We start from the raw sequence: 19,029 nt of genomic DNA, 5'->3' as shown, positions 1-19,029 counted from the left end.
GCGCTTATACCCAAACGGTGTCATCCGCCGTGGTTAGCGGCGTCTGGTGCGCGGCCAGGGCAGGATAAGTTGTTAGACTTTGTCCAATGCACCTGAAATCACTCACGCTCAAAGGCTTTAAGTCCTTTGCCTCGGCGACGACGCTCAAATTCGAGCCGGGGATCTGTGCCGTGGTGGGCCCGAACGGCTCGGGTAAATCCAACGTGGTCGACGCCCTCGCGTGGGTGATGGGGGAGGGCAGCGCCAAGACGCTGCGCGGCGGCAAGATGCAGGACGTCATCTTCGCCGGCGCCGGCGACAAAAAGCCGCTCGGCCGCGCCGAGGTCACCCTGACTATCGACAACGCCGACGGGGCGCTGCCCATCGACTACCGCGAGGTCTCTGTGACCCGCCGCATGTTCCGAGACGGCGCCAGCGAGTATGAAATTAATGGTTCCAAGGCGCGGCTCATGGACATCCAGGAGTTGCTCTCGGACTCCGGTATCGGCCGCGAGATGCATATCATCGTCGGCCAGGGCAAGCTCGCGGAGATTCTCGAGTCCCGACCGGAGGAGCGGCGTTCCTATATTGAGGAAGCGGCCGGCGTCCTCAAACACCGGCGCCGCCGCGAGAAGGCCCAGCGCAAGCTCAACGGCATGCAGACCAACCTCGACCGGCTGACCGACCTGACCGAGGAACTGGGCAAGCAACTCAAGCCCCTGGCCCGCCAGGCCGAGGCCGCTCAGCGTGCCGCCACCGTCCAGGCGGACCTGCGCGACGCCCGTTTGGGCCTGGCCGGTGCCCGGATCGTTTCCCTGCGCGGCCAGCTCGACGATGCCCGCGCGGCCACCCAGCGCGTTTCCGAGTCCCTGGCCACGTCACAGGCCGCGCTGGAGGAGACCACCGGCGCCCAGCTCGACATCGAGACTGAGCTGGAAGAGGTCGCCCCTGCGGCGGAGGCGGCCCAGCAGGTCTGGTTCGACCTGTCCAACCTGAGCGAGCGGGTCGCGGCGACCCTGCGCATTGCCGCCGAACGCGCCCGCACCTCGGGCGAGGTCACCGCCTACCAGGGCCAGGACCCCGAAGATCTAGAAGCTCGCGCCCGCCAGGCGGACGAGGACTACGAGATGCTGCTGGCCAGCGCCGAATCCGCCGCCGAGGCCTTCGAGGAGGCCAAGGAAGAAGTCGCCGCGCGCCAGGAGGAGTACGCTGCGGAGGAAAAGGAACACCGCGCCCAGGTCCGCGCGCTGGCCGACCGCCGCGAAGGCGTGGTGCGCCTAGTCGCGCAGGAAGAAGCCCAGACCGCCCGCGTGGAGCAGGCGGAGGCAGAACTGGCCCGCCAGGAGGCGACGTGCGAGTCCACGCGGGAACGCGTGCACAGCGCCCGCCGGGAGGCCGACGACATCGGCGACAAGCTCACCGCTCTGCAGGCCGAGCGCGAGCCGCTCGACGAGGCCCACGTGCGCGCCGCCAGCGAATCCGACGCCGCCGACAAGCGCCTCGAGCAGCTGCGCGACGATCAGCGCGACCGCGACCGCGAGGTTTACACGCTGCGCGCCCAGATCGACACCCTGGTGCAGACCGCCCCGCCGGCCATCGAACTCGGCGAGGCCTTTTCCCCGCTGGCCGAGCACGTCACCACGAAATACGACACCGCCTTGGCCGCGGCGCTGGGGGCCTTTGCCGAGGCCCAGGCCGGGCAAGTCGACGGCGAGGTGCTGGATAAGCTCATCGGCGCCGCCCGCACCGCCGTGGTGGATACCGATGCCCCGGCCAGCTCCGGCTGGCGCCTGCAGGCCGAGCTGCCCGCCGGGACCAGCTGGTTGCTCGACGAGGTCGAGGTAGCCCCCGCCGTCAGCGCCGGCCTGAACCGCCTGCTCGCCGACGTCGTGTTGGCGCCCACGGTGGATGCCGCCCGGGAGGTCGTCGCCGCCGACCCGCGCCTGCGGGCGGTGACCCCCGACGGGGTCCTTTGCGGCGAGGGCTGGCTGCAGGCCGGCACCGGCGCGTCCTCGACCGTGGAGGTCAGCGCGCAGATCGCCCAGGCGCGCCAGCGCCTGGAAGCGGCGCAGACCGCCGCGGAGGAACTGTCCGGCACCCTGGAGGGCGCCAAGCAGGCGGCCGAGGAGGCCCGCGTCGCGGCGGCCTCGGCGACCGCGGCCCTGCAGAAGCACGACGCCCAGATAGCGGCCTGGCAGCGAGATCACCAGCGCCTAGTCCAACAGGTCGAGGCGAACACCAAGGAGCACGAGAAGGCCGCCGCCCGCGCCACCGAGCTGGATGTCGAGCTCGATAAGGCGCGCGAAGAACTAGAGCAGATCCGCGACCGGCTCAGCCGCATCGATGACGACGAGGCCACCGAGGAGCCGGATTCCGCGGCGCGCGAAGCGGCATCGGCGGCGCTGGAGCAGGCTAAAAACCGCCAGGTGGAGGCCCAGTACGCCGCGCGCTCGGCGCAGGAAAAGGTTTCCCAGGTAGCCGGCAAGGCTGACAACCTGCGCCGCCAGGCCGAAAACGAGCGCCTGGCCAAGCAGCGGCACGACAACGCCCAGGCCCGCCGCCGCGCGCAGGCCCGCCTGGCGGCCGCCGTGCAGCGCCACGCCGAGGACCTGGCCGCCCGGGCCGCGGACGCCCTCGACCGCGCTACCGAGCGCCGCGACGAGCTGGTCAACCAGCGAAACGTGCTCAACGCGCGGCTGGCCTCGGCCAAGCAGGCCGTCTCCTCAGCCCGGCAGCAGACCGAAAGACTCACCCAGCAGGCCCACGATGCCGAGGTCGCTCAGACCCAGGCCCAGGTCCGCGTCGAAGAAGCCGAGGCAAAAGTCACCGAGCAGCTCGGCATCTCCATCGCCGACCTGCTGCGCGATTACACCCCGGGCCCGGAGTTCGATCAGGTCGCGGAGAACAAACGCCTCAAGCAGGCGGAGAAGGACTTGAACTCGCTGGGCAAGGTCAACCCGCTGGCACTGGAGGAATACCGCGCGCTGGAGGAGCGCTACCGCTACCTGTCCACGCAGCTTGACGACGTCATCCAGGCCCGCCGCGACCTGGAAGGGGTCATCGAGGACGTCGACGCGCGCATTCTGCAGCTTTTCACCGACGCCTGGCTCGACGTGGAGGCCGAATTCCCGAAGGTCTTTTCCACTCTCTTCCCGGGCGGCGAGGGCCGCTTGGTGCTCACCGAGCCGGATTCCATGCTCACCACCGGCATCGAGGTCGAGGCCCGCCCGCCGGGAAAGAAAGTCAAGCGCCTGTCCTTGCTTTCCGGCGGGGAGAAGTCCCTGACCGCGCTGGCGATGTTGGTCGCCATCTTCCGCGCCCGCCCCTCGCCCTTCTACGTCATGGATGAGGTCGAAGCCGCCCTCGACGACGTCAACCTGCGCCGGCTTATCGCCCTGTTCGAGGAGCTGCGCAACGACTCGCAGCTCATCGTGATCACCCACCAGAAGCCGACGATGGACGTGGCCAACGTCCTCTACGGCGTGACCATGCGCGGCGACGGCATCACCCGGGTCATCTCCCAGCGCATGAACCCCGCCGGCACGGCTCCGGGTACCGAAAAGGCTGCTGACGATGCCGCCCGTCTCGGCGTCGATGCCTCCGCCCGGGGTTAAACGCCTGGGCCCACCTCACTAACGCGGCCGTTTGCTGGCACTATGGAAGGCATGGAATCTAACTTAGCGCTATGGATTGGCATTGCCGTGGTCGTGCTTATCGTCATCGCCCTAGTGGCGGTGGTTTTAGTTGGCAAGCGCCGCGGCGAGAGCAAGAAGGTGTCCTTCAACCAGGAAGACACCGAGCCGAAGGAACTGACCCAGCAGGAAAAATCAGGAAACTACCAGGCCAAGTCCGGCTTTAACTTCGCCGCCGGCAGCGAGCCCGACAAGCAGCCCGCCGGCACACCGAACGCCACCGGCAACGCTAACGCCGCGGGCATGGCCGGGGTCTTCGCCTCTGCCCACGACGAGCCGGCAAAGGCTGACAGTGAGAAGGTGGACGTCCGCAAGGCTGACTCCGACCAGGCGGACGGTCAGGAGCCGAACGCCGACGAGCCCGGCGGCGAAAAGCCCGAGAGTGTCACCGATATCGCCGCCGCGGCCGTCGCCCGCGCGAAGTCCGATGAGCTCGCCGACGCCCCGCTCGCCTCCGAGGCCGACCGTGCCGAAGCCGCGGCGCCGTCTGAGAAGGCTAAGCCGTCCGAGGCAGCCGAGAAGGCCGAAGCAGGGGAGAAGGCCGCGCCCGCAGAACCGGCTGAGCCGGAAACCCCGGCGACCCCGCAGGAGCCGGAGGCCGCGGACCAGCCCGCACAGGATGAGACCTCCACCGCGGAGGCCGAGGAAGCCGCGGTGGCCGCCGACGCGCAGACCAGCTCCGCGGAGCGCGCGCTTGCGGAGACCCCGGCGCCTACGCCAGCTCCCGCCGCGGACGCGGCAGCGGAATCGGCGGATGAGCCCGCGGCGGAGACCGCGCCCGAACCCGCGGAGCCGCGCGAGGAGATCGCGCCGGCCGTCGGCCGCCTGGGCCGGATGCGCGGGCGTCTGTCGCGTTCCCAGAACGCTATTGGCCAGGGCCTGTTGGGCATTCTGTCTGCCGGCGACCTAGACGATGACGCCTGGGAGGAAATCGAAGATACTCTCATCATGGCGGACCTGGGCACCAAGTCGACGCTGAAGGTCACGGAGTCTCTGCGCGGGAAGATCGCAGAGCGCGGCGTTAGCAGCGAGGACGAGGCCCGCGCCATGCTGCGCGAGGCGCTCATCGAGGCCGGCCACGTGGAGATGGACCGCTCCATTAAGGCGATGCCGCACGACGGCAAGCCCGCGGTCGTCATGGTCGTCGGCGTCAACGGCACCGGCAAGACCACCACCACGGGCAAGCTGGCCCGCGTGCTGGTCTCCCTGGGTAAGAAGGTCCTGCTGGGCGCGGCGGATACCTTCCGCGCCGCGGCGGCGGACCAGCTCGAGACCTGGGGCAAGCGCGTGGGCGCGGACACCGTGCGTGGCAAGGAAGGCGCGGATCCGGCATCGGTGGCTTTCGATGCCGTCGCCGCCGGCGTCGAAAACCAAGTTGACGTCGTCCTGGTCGACACCGCCGGCCGCCTGCACACCTCCACCGACCTGATGGATCAGCTGGGCAAGGTCAAGCGCGTGGTGGAAAAGAAGTCGCAGGTCGACGAGGTCCTGCTGGTCATCGACGCCACCGTCGGCCAGAACGGTCTGGTCCAGGCGCGCATCTTCCGTGAGGTCGTGGACATCACCGGCGTGGTGCTGACCAAGCTGGACGGTACCGCCAAGGGCGGCATCGTCTTCCAGGTGCAGGAAGAACTCGGCGTGCCGGTGAAGCTCGTGGGGCTGGGCGAGGGCGCCGACGACCTGGCGCCCTTCGAGGTCGAAAGCTTCGTCGACGCCCTGTTGGGAAGTTAAGAAAACACCCCATCTGACCCACCTTGGCCCCTGGCTGCTGCTGGCAGCCGGGGGCCAAAGTGATCTGCGGTCTGCCCGGGCAGTGACGTGATCCGGATTAAGTACAGTGCTAATCTGGGGAGGCTGTATTTATGCTATTTTCAGCAAACTCCATACATGTCCAATACCGTCCATCGTGTTAAGGCTTTAAACCTGTGACGCTTTTATATGTTGTCCTTCTCGCGGCACTGGCAGTGGCGTGCTCGCCCGGCGCGGTCAAGGTACTTGATCGAAAAGCAGGGTGGCCGCTAGCGGCCATCTTCGTCGTGGCGGCGGGACTCCTCCTTCGAGAAATTCCCGCGATCTCCAGCGGGAATGGCATCGAGTACCAGCTGACCTGGGTCGCGGACTTCCTCGCGCCCGGGGTGGACGCTGGGGTCTCGTTGCGCGCGGATGCCCTCGGCTCGTTCTTCGCACTGCTCGCGCTTGTGATCGGCGCCGTCGTCCTTATCTATTCCGCCGCGTACCTTCCCAAGCACCAAGGCAACGTCAGCTTCTACACGCTGATGACCGCCTTTACTATGTCGGTGCTACTGCTGGTGTTGGCCGACGACGTGATCGTGCTCTTTATGGCCTGGGAACTGGTCTCCCTGGCCTCGTTCATGCTGATCGCGCGCTCCGGTGCCACCGGTGAACCGGGCTCGCAGCGCACTCTCGTCCTGACGTTTATCGGCGGGCTGACGCTGCTCACCGCCGTGGCGATCGCCGCCACCGCCGTGGGCTCTACCAACCTGCACGCCATCCTGATTTCGCCAGTCTGGGCGGACAACCACGCGCTGACTGTCGGGGTCGCGGTGCTCATCGCCGTCTCCGCCTTCACCAAGGCCGCGCAGTTCCCGTTCCACTTCTGGCTGCCGGAGGCCATGGCGGCCGCCACGCCGGTCTCTGCGTTCCTGCACGCCGCCGCCGTGGTCAAGGCGGGCATCTACCTGCTTATCCGTTTCTCGACGGTGTTTCACGACGTCGCGGTCTGGAACTGGCTGCTGATCGTCGTCGGCATGGGCACGGCAATCATGTCCGCGCTCTTTGCCGTCCAGAAGACCGACCTGAAGAAGCTGACCGCTTATTCGACGGTCTCGCACCTGGGCTGGATCGTGGCGACCATCGGCGTGGGTACCCCGTTTGCCATCGCCGCCGCCGTCGTCCACACCCTGGCGCACGCGCTGTTTAAGTCCTCGCTGTTTATGCTCATCGGCGTGATCGACCACGAGGCCGGGTCCCGCAACATCAAGGACCTGGGCAAGCTGTGGAATAAGATGCCTTTCACGTTCGTCTCAGTGGTCATCGGCGCCGCTTCCATGGCCGCGGTCCCGCCCCTTCTGGGCTTCGTGTCCAAGGAGGGCATGCTGACCGCGTTCCAGGACGCACCCGTCGGGGGCGCCGGGGTAGTGGTCCTGCTGATCGCCGCCGGCATCGGCGCGCTGCTGACGTTTACCTACTCGGCGAAGCTCGTCTTCGGCGCCTTCATCGACGGCGACAAGGACATGTCCGGCGTCCACGAGGCCCCGGTCTCCCTGTGGCTGCCGGCCGCCCTGCCCGGACTCATGTCCGTCCCGCTGGTCTTCATCCTCGGGCTTTTCGATGCCCCCTTGGACAAAATCGCCGCCGCCGTCGGTATGGATCACCACAGCCACCTGGCGCTGTGGCACGGCATCAACGTGCCGCTGGTGATTTCCGTGGTGGTGCTGGTGCTCGGCATCGCCGGCTTGGCCGTGCGCCGCCCGCTGTGGTCGGCGCTGGAATCCCGCGAGCTGCTGCCTGCCAACGGCAACCAGCTCCTGCACGGGCTGCACAAGGCCAGCGAGGGCATCGGCCACGTGTTCGCCTCCATGGCCGCCACCCACAACCCGTCGCGCCACCTGCTGCCCATCGTGTTGCTGGTGATCCTGCTGGCAGCAACGACGTTGTTCGGCAGCGAGGGCATCGACGGCCAGGCCCTGGCCCCGCGCGTCGACGGCCTGGACAACCCGTGGGACCTGCTGCCGCTGGGCATTATCGTGCTATCGATGTTCGGCCTGGTGCGCACTCGGAACCGCCTGACCGGCGCGGTCATGGTCGGCGCGGTCGGCGTGGGCGTGACCCTGCAGATGTTCCTGTTGGGCGCGCCGGACGTCGCCCTGACCCAGTTCACGGTGGAGGCCCTGTCCGTCATCGTGATGATGATGGTGCTGCGCTACCTGCCGGAGAAGTTCGAGCCGGTGCGCAACCCGCGCCGCCGCTACGGCTCCGTGGTGGTGGCCGTGCTGGCCGGTATCACCGCCTTCCTCGGCGTGTGGACGCTGATGGGCCGCCACGAGCGCTCCGACCTGGCCGAGTGGTACTTGGACAACGCCCCGGACATCACCGGCGGCGACAACGTCGTGGCCACCATCATCGTGGAGTTCCGTGCCCTGGATACCCTGGGCGAGCTCTCCGTGCTGGGCATGGCCGCCGTGGTCATCGCCGCGGTGACGACCACGCTGCCGCGCTTCCCGTTCTCGCCGGGCACCCGCCCGGCCCCGTTCGGGCAGTCGCAGCTGAACTCCGTGCCCATGCGCAAGGCTCTGCAGATCGTGGTGCCGATCCTCGTCATCATGTCGGTCATCGTCTTCTTCCGCGGGCATAACGCCTCCGGCGGCGGCTTCCCGGCCGCGCTTATCATGGGCGCGGCCATCGGTCTGACCTACCTCTCACGCGGCCGCGACGAGATCGTCTTCGGCCAGATGGCGCCCATCCGCCTGACCGGCATCGGCATCATCATCGCGCTGGTGGCCGGCTTCATCGGCTACCTGGCCGACCCGAGCGGCTTCCTGGTGGCCATCCACGGCGAGGCCCTGGGCCAGCACTGGACCACCTCGCTGATTTTCGACCTGGGCATCTACCTGGCCGTGCTGGGCATGCTGACGATGGCCATCAACGCCCTGGGCGGCTACCTGCGCCCGGGCACCGAGCGCGAGTACCTGCCGTGGGTCCACGACGACGACTCCGTGCTCACCAACACCCCGCAGGCCACGATGGAAGACATCGACGACCCGTACCCCGACCCAATCAACCCGGCGCAATCGCCGAAGCCGGTGCTGACCCGCTCGCGGCGCGGCGCCCGTAAGAAGGGGGAGAAGTAAATGATTTTGGCTTTGACCATCGCCGTCTTGATCGGTGGGGCCGTCTACCTCATCCAGCAGCGCGGCCTCGTACGGATCGTGCTGGGCATGATGTGCTTCGGCCACGGCGCTAACCTGACGCTGCTGGCCACCGGCGTCTACTCCTTCCGCGGGGAGGCCTTCCCGTCTCAGACCCCGCCGGAGCAGATGGCGGACCCGTTGCCGCAGGCCTTCGTCCTGACCGCCGTTGTGATTTCCATGGCGACCGCGACCATCCTGCTGACGCTGGCCGCCATGGGGCCCAACGACGACACCGATGCCGCCGACCCCGTCGACGACAACATCGTCGACCACCCGTTCTCGACCCTGGGGCGCGACGCCCACAACCAGGACATCCGGCAGCGCTCCGACGAGGCGGTGCGCCGCATCCAGCGCGCCCGCGACGCCTACGAGGACGTCTACGAGACCCAGCAAGCTGCCGCCGACCGCACCGCGAAGGAGGGCTAGGCACCAATGTACGATCTAGTAAGCCAAATGCTGCCGCTGTTTCCGGCAGTACCGCTCATCGCGGCGGCCTTCGCGCTGCTGGCGCCCTGGCGCCCGGTCCGCGACGCCATCATGCTGGTGGTGCCCGCCGTCGGCGTCTTCGCCGGCCTGGGCCTGCTGGCCTACACCGTCAACAACGGCCCGGTGGCCCACAACGTGGGCATGTACCCGGGCAACGTGGCCATCCCGTTCGTAGGGGATTCCTTCTCCGCGATCATGCTGACCACCGCGATGATCGTCTCCTTCGGCGCGAACTGGTTCGCTATCGCCGGCGGGGAGACCAAGTCGCGCTACTACCCGTCGCTGACGCTCATCCTGCTGACTGGCGTGGCCGGCGCGCTGATTACCGCCGACCTGTTCAACTTCTTCGTGTTCATCGAGGTCATGTTGCTGCCGTCCTACGGGCTCATCACGATGTCCGGCACCTGGGCCCGCCTGGCCTCGGGCCGCGCCTTCGTGCTGGTGAACCTGTTCGCCTCCACGCTGCTGGTGGTGGGCGTGGGCTACATGTACTCCGTGACCGGCTCCGTGAACATAGCGGCCTTGAACGGCGTGGCGGCCGGCAACGGCCCCGCGACGGTGGCCGCCGGGCTGATCATCATCGCAATTTCGGCCAAGGCCGGCGTCTTCCCGGTCCACACCTGGTTGCCACGCACCTACCCGGGCACCTCCGCCGCGGTCATGGGCCTGTTTTCCAGCCTCCACACCAAGGTGGCGGTCTACATGCTCTACCGCCTTTACGTCCAGCTCTTCGACCTGGACGCCCGTTGGGGTGCGGTTATCGTCGTGGTGATGATCCTGTCGATGGCCGTCGGCTCCTTCGGCGGCCTGGCCGAGGCCACCATCCGCCGCGTGCTGGGCTACCAGATGCTCAACGGCATGCCGTTCATCCTCATCATGTTGGCGTTTACCGCCGCCGATGGGCAGCGCGCCCTGGCCGCCGGCATCCTCTACACGATCCACCACATGATCACCGTTGGCTCGCTTATCCTGGCCTCCGGCGCCATCGAGGAGACCTACGGCACCGGCCGGCTCAACAAACTGTCCGGCCTGGCGCGCAGGGATCCCATCATCGCGTGGATCTTCGCCGCCGGCGCCTTCTCCGTGGTCGGCTTCCCGCCGTTTTCGGGCATGTGGGGCAAGGTCATGCTGGTCGTGGAGATTGCCCGCAACGGCAACGGCTGGGCGTGGGCCGCGATTACTGTCATCGTGGTGGCGTCCTTCGCGGCCTTCCTGGCCATGCTGCGCGTGTGGCGCAAGGTCTTCTGGGGCCGCCAGCTTTCCCAGGACGAGGTTCCGGACGAGCTGGTCATCCGCAAGAAGCTCATGGCCCCGTCGGCCGCGCTCATCCTGGGGTCGCTGACGATGTTCATCTTGGCCGGCCCCGTCATCGAATACACCATGGCGGCCGCGGGCGACCTGCTGGATACCGGCAGTTACATCCACGCGGTCCTAGGCGATGATGCCGTCGCGCTGCCTAACCCGTCCGTACTGGAGGGAGGAGCATAAATGCACGTTGTAACGTATATCCTCTGGTTCATTAAGGAAATCTTCGTCTCCGGCTTCCAGCTCGCGTCCTGCTCGTTCAAGGCTGATAAGGGCTACCACCCGGTCATCGTGCGCTACCCGCTGCGCGTGACCAGCAGCTGGGAGCTGTTCTGGCTGACTTCCTCGATTACCGCCACGCCGGGCACCCTTTCGCTCGGCCTGCGCGAACCCCCGCGGGAGGGCCTGCCGCGCATCGTTATCGTTCAGGCCGTGCTGGGCGACGACCCCGCGGAGGTCCTGGCCGGCATCGCGGAGATGGAGGAGCGCCTGGCCCCGCACGTCAAGGAGCTCGACTACGGCGTGCCCGGGCAGGGCAGCGCCACCGAGGCCGACCCGGCGTTCTACGAGTACCCGCTCGAGTCCGTGGGCCGCTACCTGCGCGCGCCCGAGCTGGCTGAGACGGAAGACCAGCCCATCTCCGAGAACGAGTCCCTGGCCACCCGCCGCTGGCGCCGCCAGCAGAAAGGCAAGGACGTTTAAATGTTTGACGTATCCGCTTTTACCGCTTTCGACTGGTTGGTTGCCGCCTGCGTGTTCATCATGGGACTGTGCGTTTTCGCTGCGCTCGTGCTAACCCTGCGCACGCGCGACGAGCTCACCCGCGCGGTGGTCGCCGACCTCATCTTCTACAGCATGCTCGCCATCTTTTTGGCCCGCTCGACCATCGTCTACTCGTCCATCGCCTACGACATCGCGCTGCTGGCCTCCATCGCCGGCGGCGTGCTGCCGACGCTGTCGATGGCCCGCATCATCTCGAAGGGAAGGCGCTAAACCCATGGCTATCTACGAAATTGTGGCCTCCGTGCTCATCATCGTCGCCACGGTGCTGGTTCTGGCCACCACCGTCGCGGTCTGGCGCGCCCCGGACGCGCTCACACGGGTGAATCTGCTGGGCCCGACCATCTGTCTGGCTATCCCGCTGCTGCTCGTGGCTAAACTGGTGGTGGACTTTTCCACGGAGGGCTTCGACGTCATGTCGCTTGTCAAGGCGCTCGCCGCGTGCTTCGGCGTGTGGATCATCGGTGCCATCGGCTCCTACTACATGGGCCGCTCGATTTACGGCGTGACCGTCACCGACGTCAAGCACTCCCTCCGTATCCAACAGCAGCAGAAGCAGCAGTAGAGCACAGGAAGGTTTTCATCCATGAAACTCGTGACCGCCATCGTGAAGCCGTTTACCCTGCCGGAAATCCGCGAGGCCTTGGGCCAGCTGGAGGTCCACGGCCTCACCGTGACCGAGGTGCAGGGTTTCGGCCGCCAGCGCGGCCACAGTGAGGTCTACCGCGGCGCGGAATACGCCACGGACTTCGTGCCGAAGGTCAAGCTCGAGATGGTCGTGGCTGACGACGCCGCCGCCGAGGTCGTCGACGCCGTCATCGACGCGGCCTACACCGGCAAGATCGGCGACGGCAAGATCTGGGTCTGCCCGGTCGAGGACGTCGTCCGCGTACGCACGGGGGAGCGGGGAGAATCCGCCCTCTAGAACTGCGGGACAACGCCTATCAGCGCGCGCTAGAACTCCTGCGAAGCCTGCCCGTCCCGCCGGGCTGTGCGCTGGCCGCCACGGGCTCTTTCGCCCGCCGGGAGACGACCCCGCGCTCGGACCTGGACCTGATGCTGCTGTGCCCGGACGATGCCCCCATCCCGGATGCCACTGACCTCTGGAACCCTATTTGGGACGCCGGCTACCACCTGGATTTCGCGGTGCGCACCCCGCGCGAGTGCGGCGAAATCGCCGCCCAGGACACCGCCGCCGGCCTGTCCCAGCTGGAGCTGACCCACGTGTCCGGCTCGAAAATGCTTATCGATGCCGCCCGCGCCCACCTCTATTCCTCCTGGCGGCGCCAGCTCCAGCGCAACTTTGACGCCTTCTTGGATCTGGCCATCCGCCGGTGGCACCGTTCCGGCTCCGTGGCGACGATGACGAAGCCGGACGTGAAAAACGGCCGCGGGGGCCTGCGCGATATCCAGCTCTTGCGCGCGCTCGCGCTGGGTAACCTGTGCGACGCGCCCGACCTAAGCGCCGAGACCCGCCTGCTGCTCGACGTGCGCACGCTGCTGCACGAGCACGCGCGCCGGCGCCGGGATGTGCTGGACCCGGAGTTTGCGGCATCGGTAGCCGCGGAGCTGGGGTACGCGGACCGCTACGAGCTGTCTGCGGCCTTAGTGGATACGGCCACGCGCGTCGACCGCGCGGTGGAGCGCGGGCTGGCAACGGCCCGGGGGCTGGTGGGCAAGCGGGGCGCGCAGTCGCCGCGGCGGCCGCTGGATCTGGACGTTATTGACAACGGCGGCTATATCACGCTCTCGCGCCACCCCAACCTGGAAGACCCCGCCCTAGTCTTACGCGTCGGGGCGGCCGCGGCCCGCACGGGGCGCCCCGTAGCCGCCGGCGTGTGGCACACGCTGCGCGAGCTGCCCGCCCTGCCGGAGCGTTTTACCGCGGCCGCTACCGACGACTTTTTCGCCCTGCTGTCCTCGCCGGCGAATACGCCGCGGGTCATCCGGGAGATGGACGCGCACGGGCTGTGGGAGAAGATCGTGCCCGAGTGGGCTCACATCCGGGGGCTGATGCCGCGCGAGCGGGTGCACACCCACAGCATTGACTACCACAGCTTGGCGACGGTGGCGCGCTGCGCCGAGCAACGTACCAGCGTGGCCCGCCCGGACATCTTGCTGCTCGCGGCGCTCTTCCACGACATCGGCAAGGGCTATGACCGTCCGCACGCGCTGGTCGGGGCGGAGATGGTAACGCGCATGGCCGCGCGCTTGCGGCTGAACCTGGCCGATAGGTCGCGGGCGCAGACCCTGGTCGCCGAGCACACCACCCTGTCGCGGCTGGCCCGCACCATGGACCCAGCCTCGGACGCGGCCCGCGACCGCCTTTTGACCGCCTGCCATTACGACCAGCTCACCGTCTCCCTGCTGTCCGTACTCACGCGCGCCGATGCCGAATCCACCGGCCCCGGGGTTTGGAATAACCGGTTGGAGGCCGCCGCGGGGCAGCTGTGCCGCCGCGCTCTGCAGGCCTTGGTGCCGCAGCCGCACGCGCGCCCGCGGGTGCCGGCGCCCAGCGAGCTGACGGTGACCCGTGATAGCGACAACCAGCTGCTGACGGTGTCGCTGCACGCGGAGCAGCGTGGCATCGTCGAGGTTTTGGCCCTGCTGGCCGCCCTGGGCTGGACCGTAGTGAACTCGCGCATGGAGTACACGGGCGGGGCGCTGGCGGCGGAGTTTTCCGCGCGCACGGTGCAGGAGTCCTGGGAGGACGCCAGCGATATCGACCGCTTCCTGCAGGCCTACAAGTCCGGCGTGCACTCCCGGCTGCCGCAGGTGGCTGGTGGGCACACGACGGCGATGTTCAACGCGGAAGGCCTACTGGAGGTGCGCACCGTCGAGCGGCGGGCGGCGCTTGGCACGCTGATCTCCCAGCTGCCGGAGATCGAGTGGATGGAGCACGCGGCACTGGGCGCGACGATGATCGTGACCATCTGCCTGCGCGGCAACCCTTATACGGGCTTAAGCCGCGCCGCGGTGGTTGCGAATGTGACCGCGGCCCTGTCTAGCGACTAAGCTGAGGGAGTTAATAGATAACCCCAAAGATAATGGAGAGCCAGAAACGTGTTTGAGTCATTGTCCGATCGCTTGCAATCAGCCCTTAAAGGGTTGCGTGGCAAAGGCAAGCTGACCGAGGCAGACATCAACGCCACCGCGCGCGAAATTCGCCTCGCGCTACTGGAGGCGGACGTCTCCCTGACGGTAGTCCGCGGGTTCATCAAGCGAATCAAGGCGCGCGCGGCCGGTGCGGAAGTCTCCGAGGCGCTCAACCCGGCCCAGCAGGTCATTAAGATCGTTAACGAAGAGCTGGTTGAGATCCTGGGCGGGGAGACCCGCCGGCTGAACCTGGCGAAGAACCCGCCGACGGTCATCATGCTCGCCGGCCTGCAGGGCGCCGGTAAGACTACCCTGGCCGGCAAGCTGGCCAAACACCTGGAAAAGGACGGCCACACCCCAATGCTGGTGGCCTGCGACCTCCAGCGCCCGGGCGCGGTCCAGCAGCTGCAGATCGTCGGCGAGCGCGCCGGCGTGAAGACTTTCGCCCCGGATCCGGGCACATCCCTGGATTCCCACGACCACGAGATGGGCACCTCCCACGGGGACCCGGTGCAGGTGGCGCGCGACGGTATCGCTGAGGCGCGGCGCGCGCAGCACGACGTGGTGATTATCGATACCGCTGGCCGACTGGGCATCGACGAGACCCTGATGACCCAGGCACGCAACATCCGCGACGCCGTCAACCCGGACGAGGTCCTCTTCGTCATCGACTCGATGATCGGCCAAGACGCCGTCCAGACCGCCGAGGCTTTCCGCGACGGCGTCGACTTCACCGGCGTCGTGCTGACCAAGCTCGACGGTGACGCCCGCGGTGGTGCCGCCCTGTCGATCCGCGAGGTCACCGGCAAGCCCATCCTGTACGCCTCCACGGGCGAGAAGCTCGGCGACTTCGATGTTTTCCACCCGGAGCGCATGGCCAGCCGCATTCTGGGCATGGGCGATATGCTCTCGCTCATCGAGCAGGCCGAGTCCACCCTCGACCAGCAGAAGGCCGAGGAGGCCGCGGCCAAGATGGGCAGCGGCGAGCTGACCCTGAACGACTTCCTGGATCAGCTGCTGATGATCCGCAAGATGGGTCCCATCGGCAACCTGCTGAAGATGATGCCCGGCGGCAAGCAGATGAACGAGATGGCCGACATGGTCGACGAGAAGCAGCTCGATCGCATCCAGGCCATCATCCGCGGCATGACCCCGGCTGAGCGCGAAAACCCGAAGATTTTGAACGCCTCGCGCCGCAAGCGCATTGCCAACGGCTCCGGCGTGAAGGTCTCCGATATCAACCAGCTCATCGAACGCTTCGAGCAGGCGAAGAAAATGATGACCAAGATGGCCGGCCAGTTCGGCATGGGCGGCGGCGCCCGCTCGGCGACGAAGAAGAAGCCCAAGGGCCGCAAGGGCAAAAACGGCAAGCGCAAGAAGGGCAAGGGCGGCGGCCGCCAGCGCTCCGGGGCGCCCGGTGGGATGCCGGGAATGCCGGGCGGTATGCCGTCCATGGAGGAGCTGCAGAAGATGCAGAACCAGATGGGTGGCGGCGGCATGCCAGGAATGCCGGGTGGGATGCCGGGCATGCCCAAGGGCATGGAAAACATCGACCTCAACAACCTTGACTTCGGCCAAGGCAAGAAGAAGTAGCTAGTAGTAGATTTCCCCCGCCGGCTCCGGCTCTGCCTCGTCCTCCGGGACGGGCGGCGCCGGAGCTTCTTGCTGCTGGGGCTCGCCGGCCAGGAAGGGCGCGATGAGGTCTTCCAGCAGTGGCTTCATGGACATCGCGTAGGCATTCGAGATGTGGTGCATGTCGCGGTAGACCATGACGTTGCCGATGACGACCGGGCACTTGTCCGCGTCGCAGTACCAGTCGGAGGTATCCACGGCGATCATGTTCGGCCACTGGGCCAGGATGGCCGCCGACGGGTCGACCGGCTGGTAGTTCTGTTCGCGGGTCGTGCCGCAGCCGATGGCGTCCTCGTTGGCCACGTAGCACTCATCGAACTCGATGGGGTTGAAGTTTTTATCGAAGCCCCAGGGGTTCTCGCGCAGGCCCAGGAACGGGATCTCGTTGTCGGCCAAGACCTCCCAGAAGCGCTCGTAACCGGCCGGCACGACGTCGGGACCGGTGCCGTGCTCACCCCTGGGGCGGGTGGTATTCGAGATGACCAGGTCGGGGTCGGCATCGAGGATGCGCTCGGTCGCCAGCTCGGACCACTGGGCGCACTCCGGGGTGACGGTGAGCTCGTCGCCCAGCTCGATGGGGCAGTCCTGGCGCAACAGCGGCACGACCTTGAAACTCATTTCCTTGCCCAGCGAGTCGATGGCGGAGGCGTATTGCTCCGCGTGGGAGCCGCCCACCAGGTAGACCTCGACGTCGGAATCCGGATCGCCGAAGATGCACGGGTTGCCGTCCTTGTCGATCTCGAAGAAGGAATCCCCGGGCGCGGTGTCCGGGATGAAGCAGTGCTGGTAGGCCACCGGCGGGACCATGCTGCCCACGCGCACTGGGTCGGGCTTGACCGGCTGGTTGGCCGGTACGTCCTGGCCCATCAGCGCCATTACTCCGGGGTAGAGGGTCGGATCCAAGTATTCAGCTTCCTCGCTGTCGAGGGACGACTTGAACCACGGGTGCACGGACAGCAGGGCGATGACCAGGGCGGTCGCCGCCACGCCGCCGGCTGCACGTAGCGTTCCGACCTTCTCCCGCATGGTGGCCATGGCCTTGTGGACGGGCATGTCGTCGGCCAGGGGGCGCTTGCGATGCTGCCGCAAGGGGGCCTCGATGAAGCGGTGGGTGGCATCGGCAAGCACGAGGGACAGAGCGATGATGATGGCGCCCAACCACCAGGCCGGGCGCTCCATACCGAGTGCCGAGGTGGACAGGATGAGCAGCGGCCAGTGCCACAGGTAGAGGGAATAGGCGACATCGCCAAGCCAGCGTGCCGGCTTGGACGCCATCGCGCGGGAGATGCGGCCGCCGCCACCGATGATGATGAGCACCGCGCCGCCCAGCGGAATCAGGGACAGCGGGCCCGGGTAGGCGGTGGAATCCGCGATGGCCGCGCCGGTAAACATGAGCAGTAGCAGGCCCAGGCCGGTCACGGCGTCGGACAGGCGCTGCGGGATGCGGATGCGGTGGCCGTAGATGGCCAGTACCGCACCCAGGGTCAGCTCCCAGGCGCGGGAGAAGGTCGAGTAGTAATTTTCCGGGGTACCGAAGAAGCCGAAGCGGCTGGCGTAGGCGAACGAGGCGATGGTGACCACAATGAGGATCGGGCCCGCCACGGCGTTGACCTTGCTGGACCGGCCGCGCCAGCGCATCACCGCACCCAGGATCAGCGCGAAGGCGATGCCCAGCAGGTAGAACTGGCCCTGCACCGACATCGACCACATGTGCTGCAGGGGAGAGGTGTCCGCCGCGGCCGCCGCATAGTCGGCGCTCTGGGAGGCCAGCTCCCAGTTTTGGTAGTAGAGCATCGTGGCGGTGATCTGCTGTGTCAGCTCGATGCGCATCAGCTGCGGCGTCCAGAAATACACCAGCAGGTAGGTCACCGCGATGACCAGAGCCAGGGCCGGCACCAAGCGCCGCAGGGTGCGCCAGATGGGCCACCAGGGGTTGAAGGTGGCGTTCGGCTTCGTTACGTACCGCAGCTGGGAGCCGAGGAAAAAATAGCCGGAGAGCAGCAAGAAGACGTCCACGCCGCCGGAGACACGGCCGACGAATACGTGGTAGATAACCACCAAACCGATGGCAATACCGCGGAGACCGTCGAGGTCATACCGGTACTGAAAACTGCGTGGGGAATCTTGTGACATAAACTCTGTTCGCGTTTCATTCTTTGACGTGCGACTTTGGCCCGAGTCTGCGGACATGGCCACTTAGTAGATTACTCTGTCCCACCCTAGAGTCCACAACGACCTGCCCAACGGCGCGTTGGGATTTCGTTTTTCGGGGGTTATCCAGTAATGTGTCTAGGGTTGCTGCGTAAACCCGTTCCCGTCTACGGTCGGCCGGTAGTCACGCGCAGCTAAAAACCCAAGGGCTGAACCGGCCCGCCGGCAAGCGGCGGGTGTCTGAACTGCCCAGTGACTTAAGTAAAGGAGCCACACATGGCTGTCAAGATTAAGCTGCAGCGGTTGGGCAAGATCCGCACCGCTCACTACCGCGTTGTCATTGCGGATTCCCGTACCCGTCGTAACGGCAAGGTTATCGAGAACATCGGTATCTACGAGCCGAAGCAGGAGCCGTCCCTGATTGACATCGACTCCGAGCGCGTTCAGTACTGGCTGTCCGTCGGCGCTCAGCCGACCGAGCCGGTTCTGGCTCTGCTGAAGGTCACCGGTGACTGGCAGAAGCACAAGGGCCTGCCGGGTGCCGAGGGCACCCTGAAGGTCGCCGAGGAGAAGCCGTCCAAGCTGGACCTGTTCAACGCTGCTCTGTCCGAGGCCAACAACGGCCCGACCATCGAGGCCATCACCGAAAAGAAGAAGAAGGCCAAGGAAGAGGCCGAGGCTAAGGCTGCTGCCGAGAAGGAAGCAGAAGAGAAGGCCGCCGCTGAGGCTGCCGAAGCCGCCGAGGCTGCTTCCGAGTCTGAGGCTGAGGGCGAGGCTTCCTCCGAGGAGTCCGCTGAGTAATCCTCAGTAGCTTTCACTCCGCCACCCCGTGAAGGGGCGGCGGGGTTTTTCTTTGCGGCACGCCGATTAGGCGCGCCGAGTGGGCGCTACGGAGTGGTTTCCGTGGCGCCTTTTCGCGTGTTGAGGCAGTCGTGGGGTTCGGCTGGCCTTGTTCCTTGTGGTGTCCCCTCGCAGCC

The 19,029-nt window shown here is 66.9% G+C and carries 13 protein-coding genes; 12 read left to right on the top strand and 1 reads right to left on the bottom strand.

Annotated features, from left to right (window positions below; all coding sequences use genetic code 11):
* Window positions 1-86 precede the first annotated feature (86 nt).
* The 11 genes from smc (at window position 87) to ffh (ending at window position 15,862) form a co-directional block, all read left to right on the top strand.
* On the top strand, window positions 87-3,593 hold the full coding sequence (gene smc / locus QQS52_RS05185) for a chromosome segregation protein SMC (RefSeq protein WP_472772885.1): 3,507 nt from the start codon (window positions 87-89) through the stop codon (window positions 3,591-3,593).
* A gap of 51 nt (window positions 3,594-3,644) precedes the next feature.
* Window positions 3,645-5,402, top strand: coding sequence for a signal recognition particle-docking protein FtsY (ftsY, locus tag QQS52_RS05180; protein WP_472772884.1), 1,758 nt, complete (start codon window positions 3,645-3,647; stop codon window positions 5,400-5,402).
* A gap of 194 nt (window positions 5,403-5,596) precedes the next feature.
* Window positions 5,597-8,542: a DUF4040 family protein gene (locus QQS52_RS05175; RefSeq protein WP_472772883.1), complete on the top strand. Its 2,946-nt coding sequence runs from the start codon at window positions 5,597-5,599 to the stop codon at window positions 8,540-8,542.
* Window positions 8,543-9,028 carry a sodium:proton antiporter gene (locus tag QQS52_RS05170; RefSeq protein ID WP_472772882.1) on the top strand — a complete coding sequence of 162 codons (486 nt, stop codon included), beginning with the start codon at window positions 8,543-8,545 and terminating at the stop codon, window positions 9,026-9,028.
* Window positions 9,029-9,034: 6 nt separating this feature from the next.
* Window positions 9,035-10,576: a monovalent cation/H+ antiporter subunit D family protein gene (locus QQS52_RS05165; protein WP_472772881.1), complete on the top strand. Its 1,542-nt coding sequence runs from the start codon at window positions 9,035-9,037 to the stop codon at window positions 10,574-10,576.
* Window positions 10,577-11,095 carry a monovalent cation/H+ antiporter subunit E gene (locus tag QQS52_RS05160; RefSeq protein ID WP_472772880.1) on the top strand — a complete coding sequence of 173 codons (519 nt, stop codon included), beginning with the start codon at window positions 10,577-10,579 and terminating at the stop codon, window positions 11,093-11,095. It begins immediately after the preceding gene.
* Entirely contained in the window at window positions 11,096-11,386 is a 291-nt protein-coding gene (locus QQS52_RS05155) for a cation:proton antiporter (RefSeq protein ID WP_472772879.1), read from the top strand.
* Between the two features lie 4 nt (window positions 11,387-11,390).
* Window positions 11,391-11,738 carry a Na+/H+ antiporter subunit G gene (locus QQS52_RS05150; protein WP_472772878.1) on the top strand — a complete coding sequence of 116 codons (348 nt, stop codon included), beginning with the start codon at window positions 11,391-11,393 and terminating at the stop codon, window positions 11,736-11,738.
* Window positions 11,739-11,759: 21 nt separating this feature from the next.
* Window positions 11,760-12,098, top strand: coding sequence for a P-II family nitrogen regulator (locus QQS52_RS05145; protein WP_472772877.1), 339 nt, complete (start codon window positions 11,760-11,762; stop codon window positions 12,096-12,098).
* Window positions 12,086-14,188 (top strand): [protein-PII] uridylyltransferase, encoded by a 2,103-nt coding sequence (locus QQS52_RS05140; RefSeq protein WP_472772976.1) that lies wholly within the window; start codon window positions 12,086-12,088, stop codon window positions 14,186-14,188. Before QQS52_RS05145 ends, QQS52_RS05140 begins: the two co-directional genes overlap by 13 nt.
* Window positions 14,189-14,236: 48 nt before the next feature.
* Window positions 14,237-15,862, top strand: coding sequence for a signal recognition particle protein (gene ffh, locus QQS52_RS05135; protein WP_472772876.1), 1,626 nt, complete (start codon window positions 14,237-14,239; stop codon window positions 15,860-15,862).
* Here ffh and QQS52_RS05130 read toward each other — a convergent pair whose 3' ends face one another.
* Entirely contained in the window at window positions 15,863-18,034 is a 2,172-nt protein-coding gene (locus QQS52_RS05130; protein ID WP_472772875.1) for an acyltransferase family protein, read from the bottom strand. It abuts the gene before it with no gap.
* Window positions 18,035-18,328: 294 nt separating this feature from the next.
* Between QQS52_RS05130 and rpsP the strand changes: the two genes are divergently transcribed.
* Window positions 18,329-18,853, top strand: a complete 525-nt coding sequence (rpsP, locus tag QQS52_RS05125; RefSeq protein WP_070769139.1) for a 30S ribosomal protein S16 — start codon at window positions 18,329-18,331, stop codon at window positions 18,851-18,853.
* Window positions 18,854-19,029: the final 176 nt, after the last annotated feature.

The sequence above is a fragment of the Corynebacterium sp. 1103A genome (genome assembly GCF_055700955.1).
Note: the sequence above shows the minus strand (reverse complement) of the source record. Positions and strands in the feature narration are given on the sequence as shown.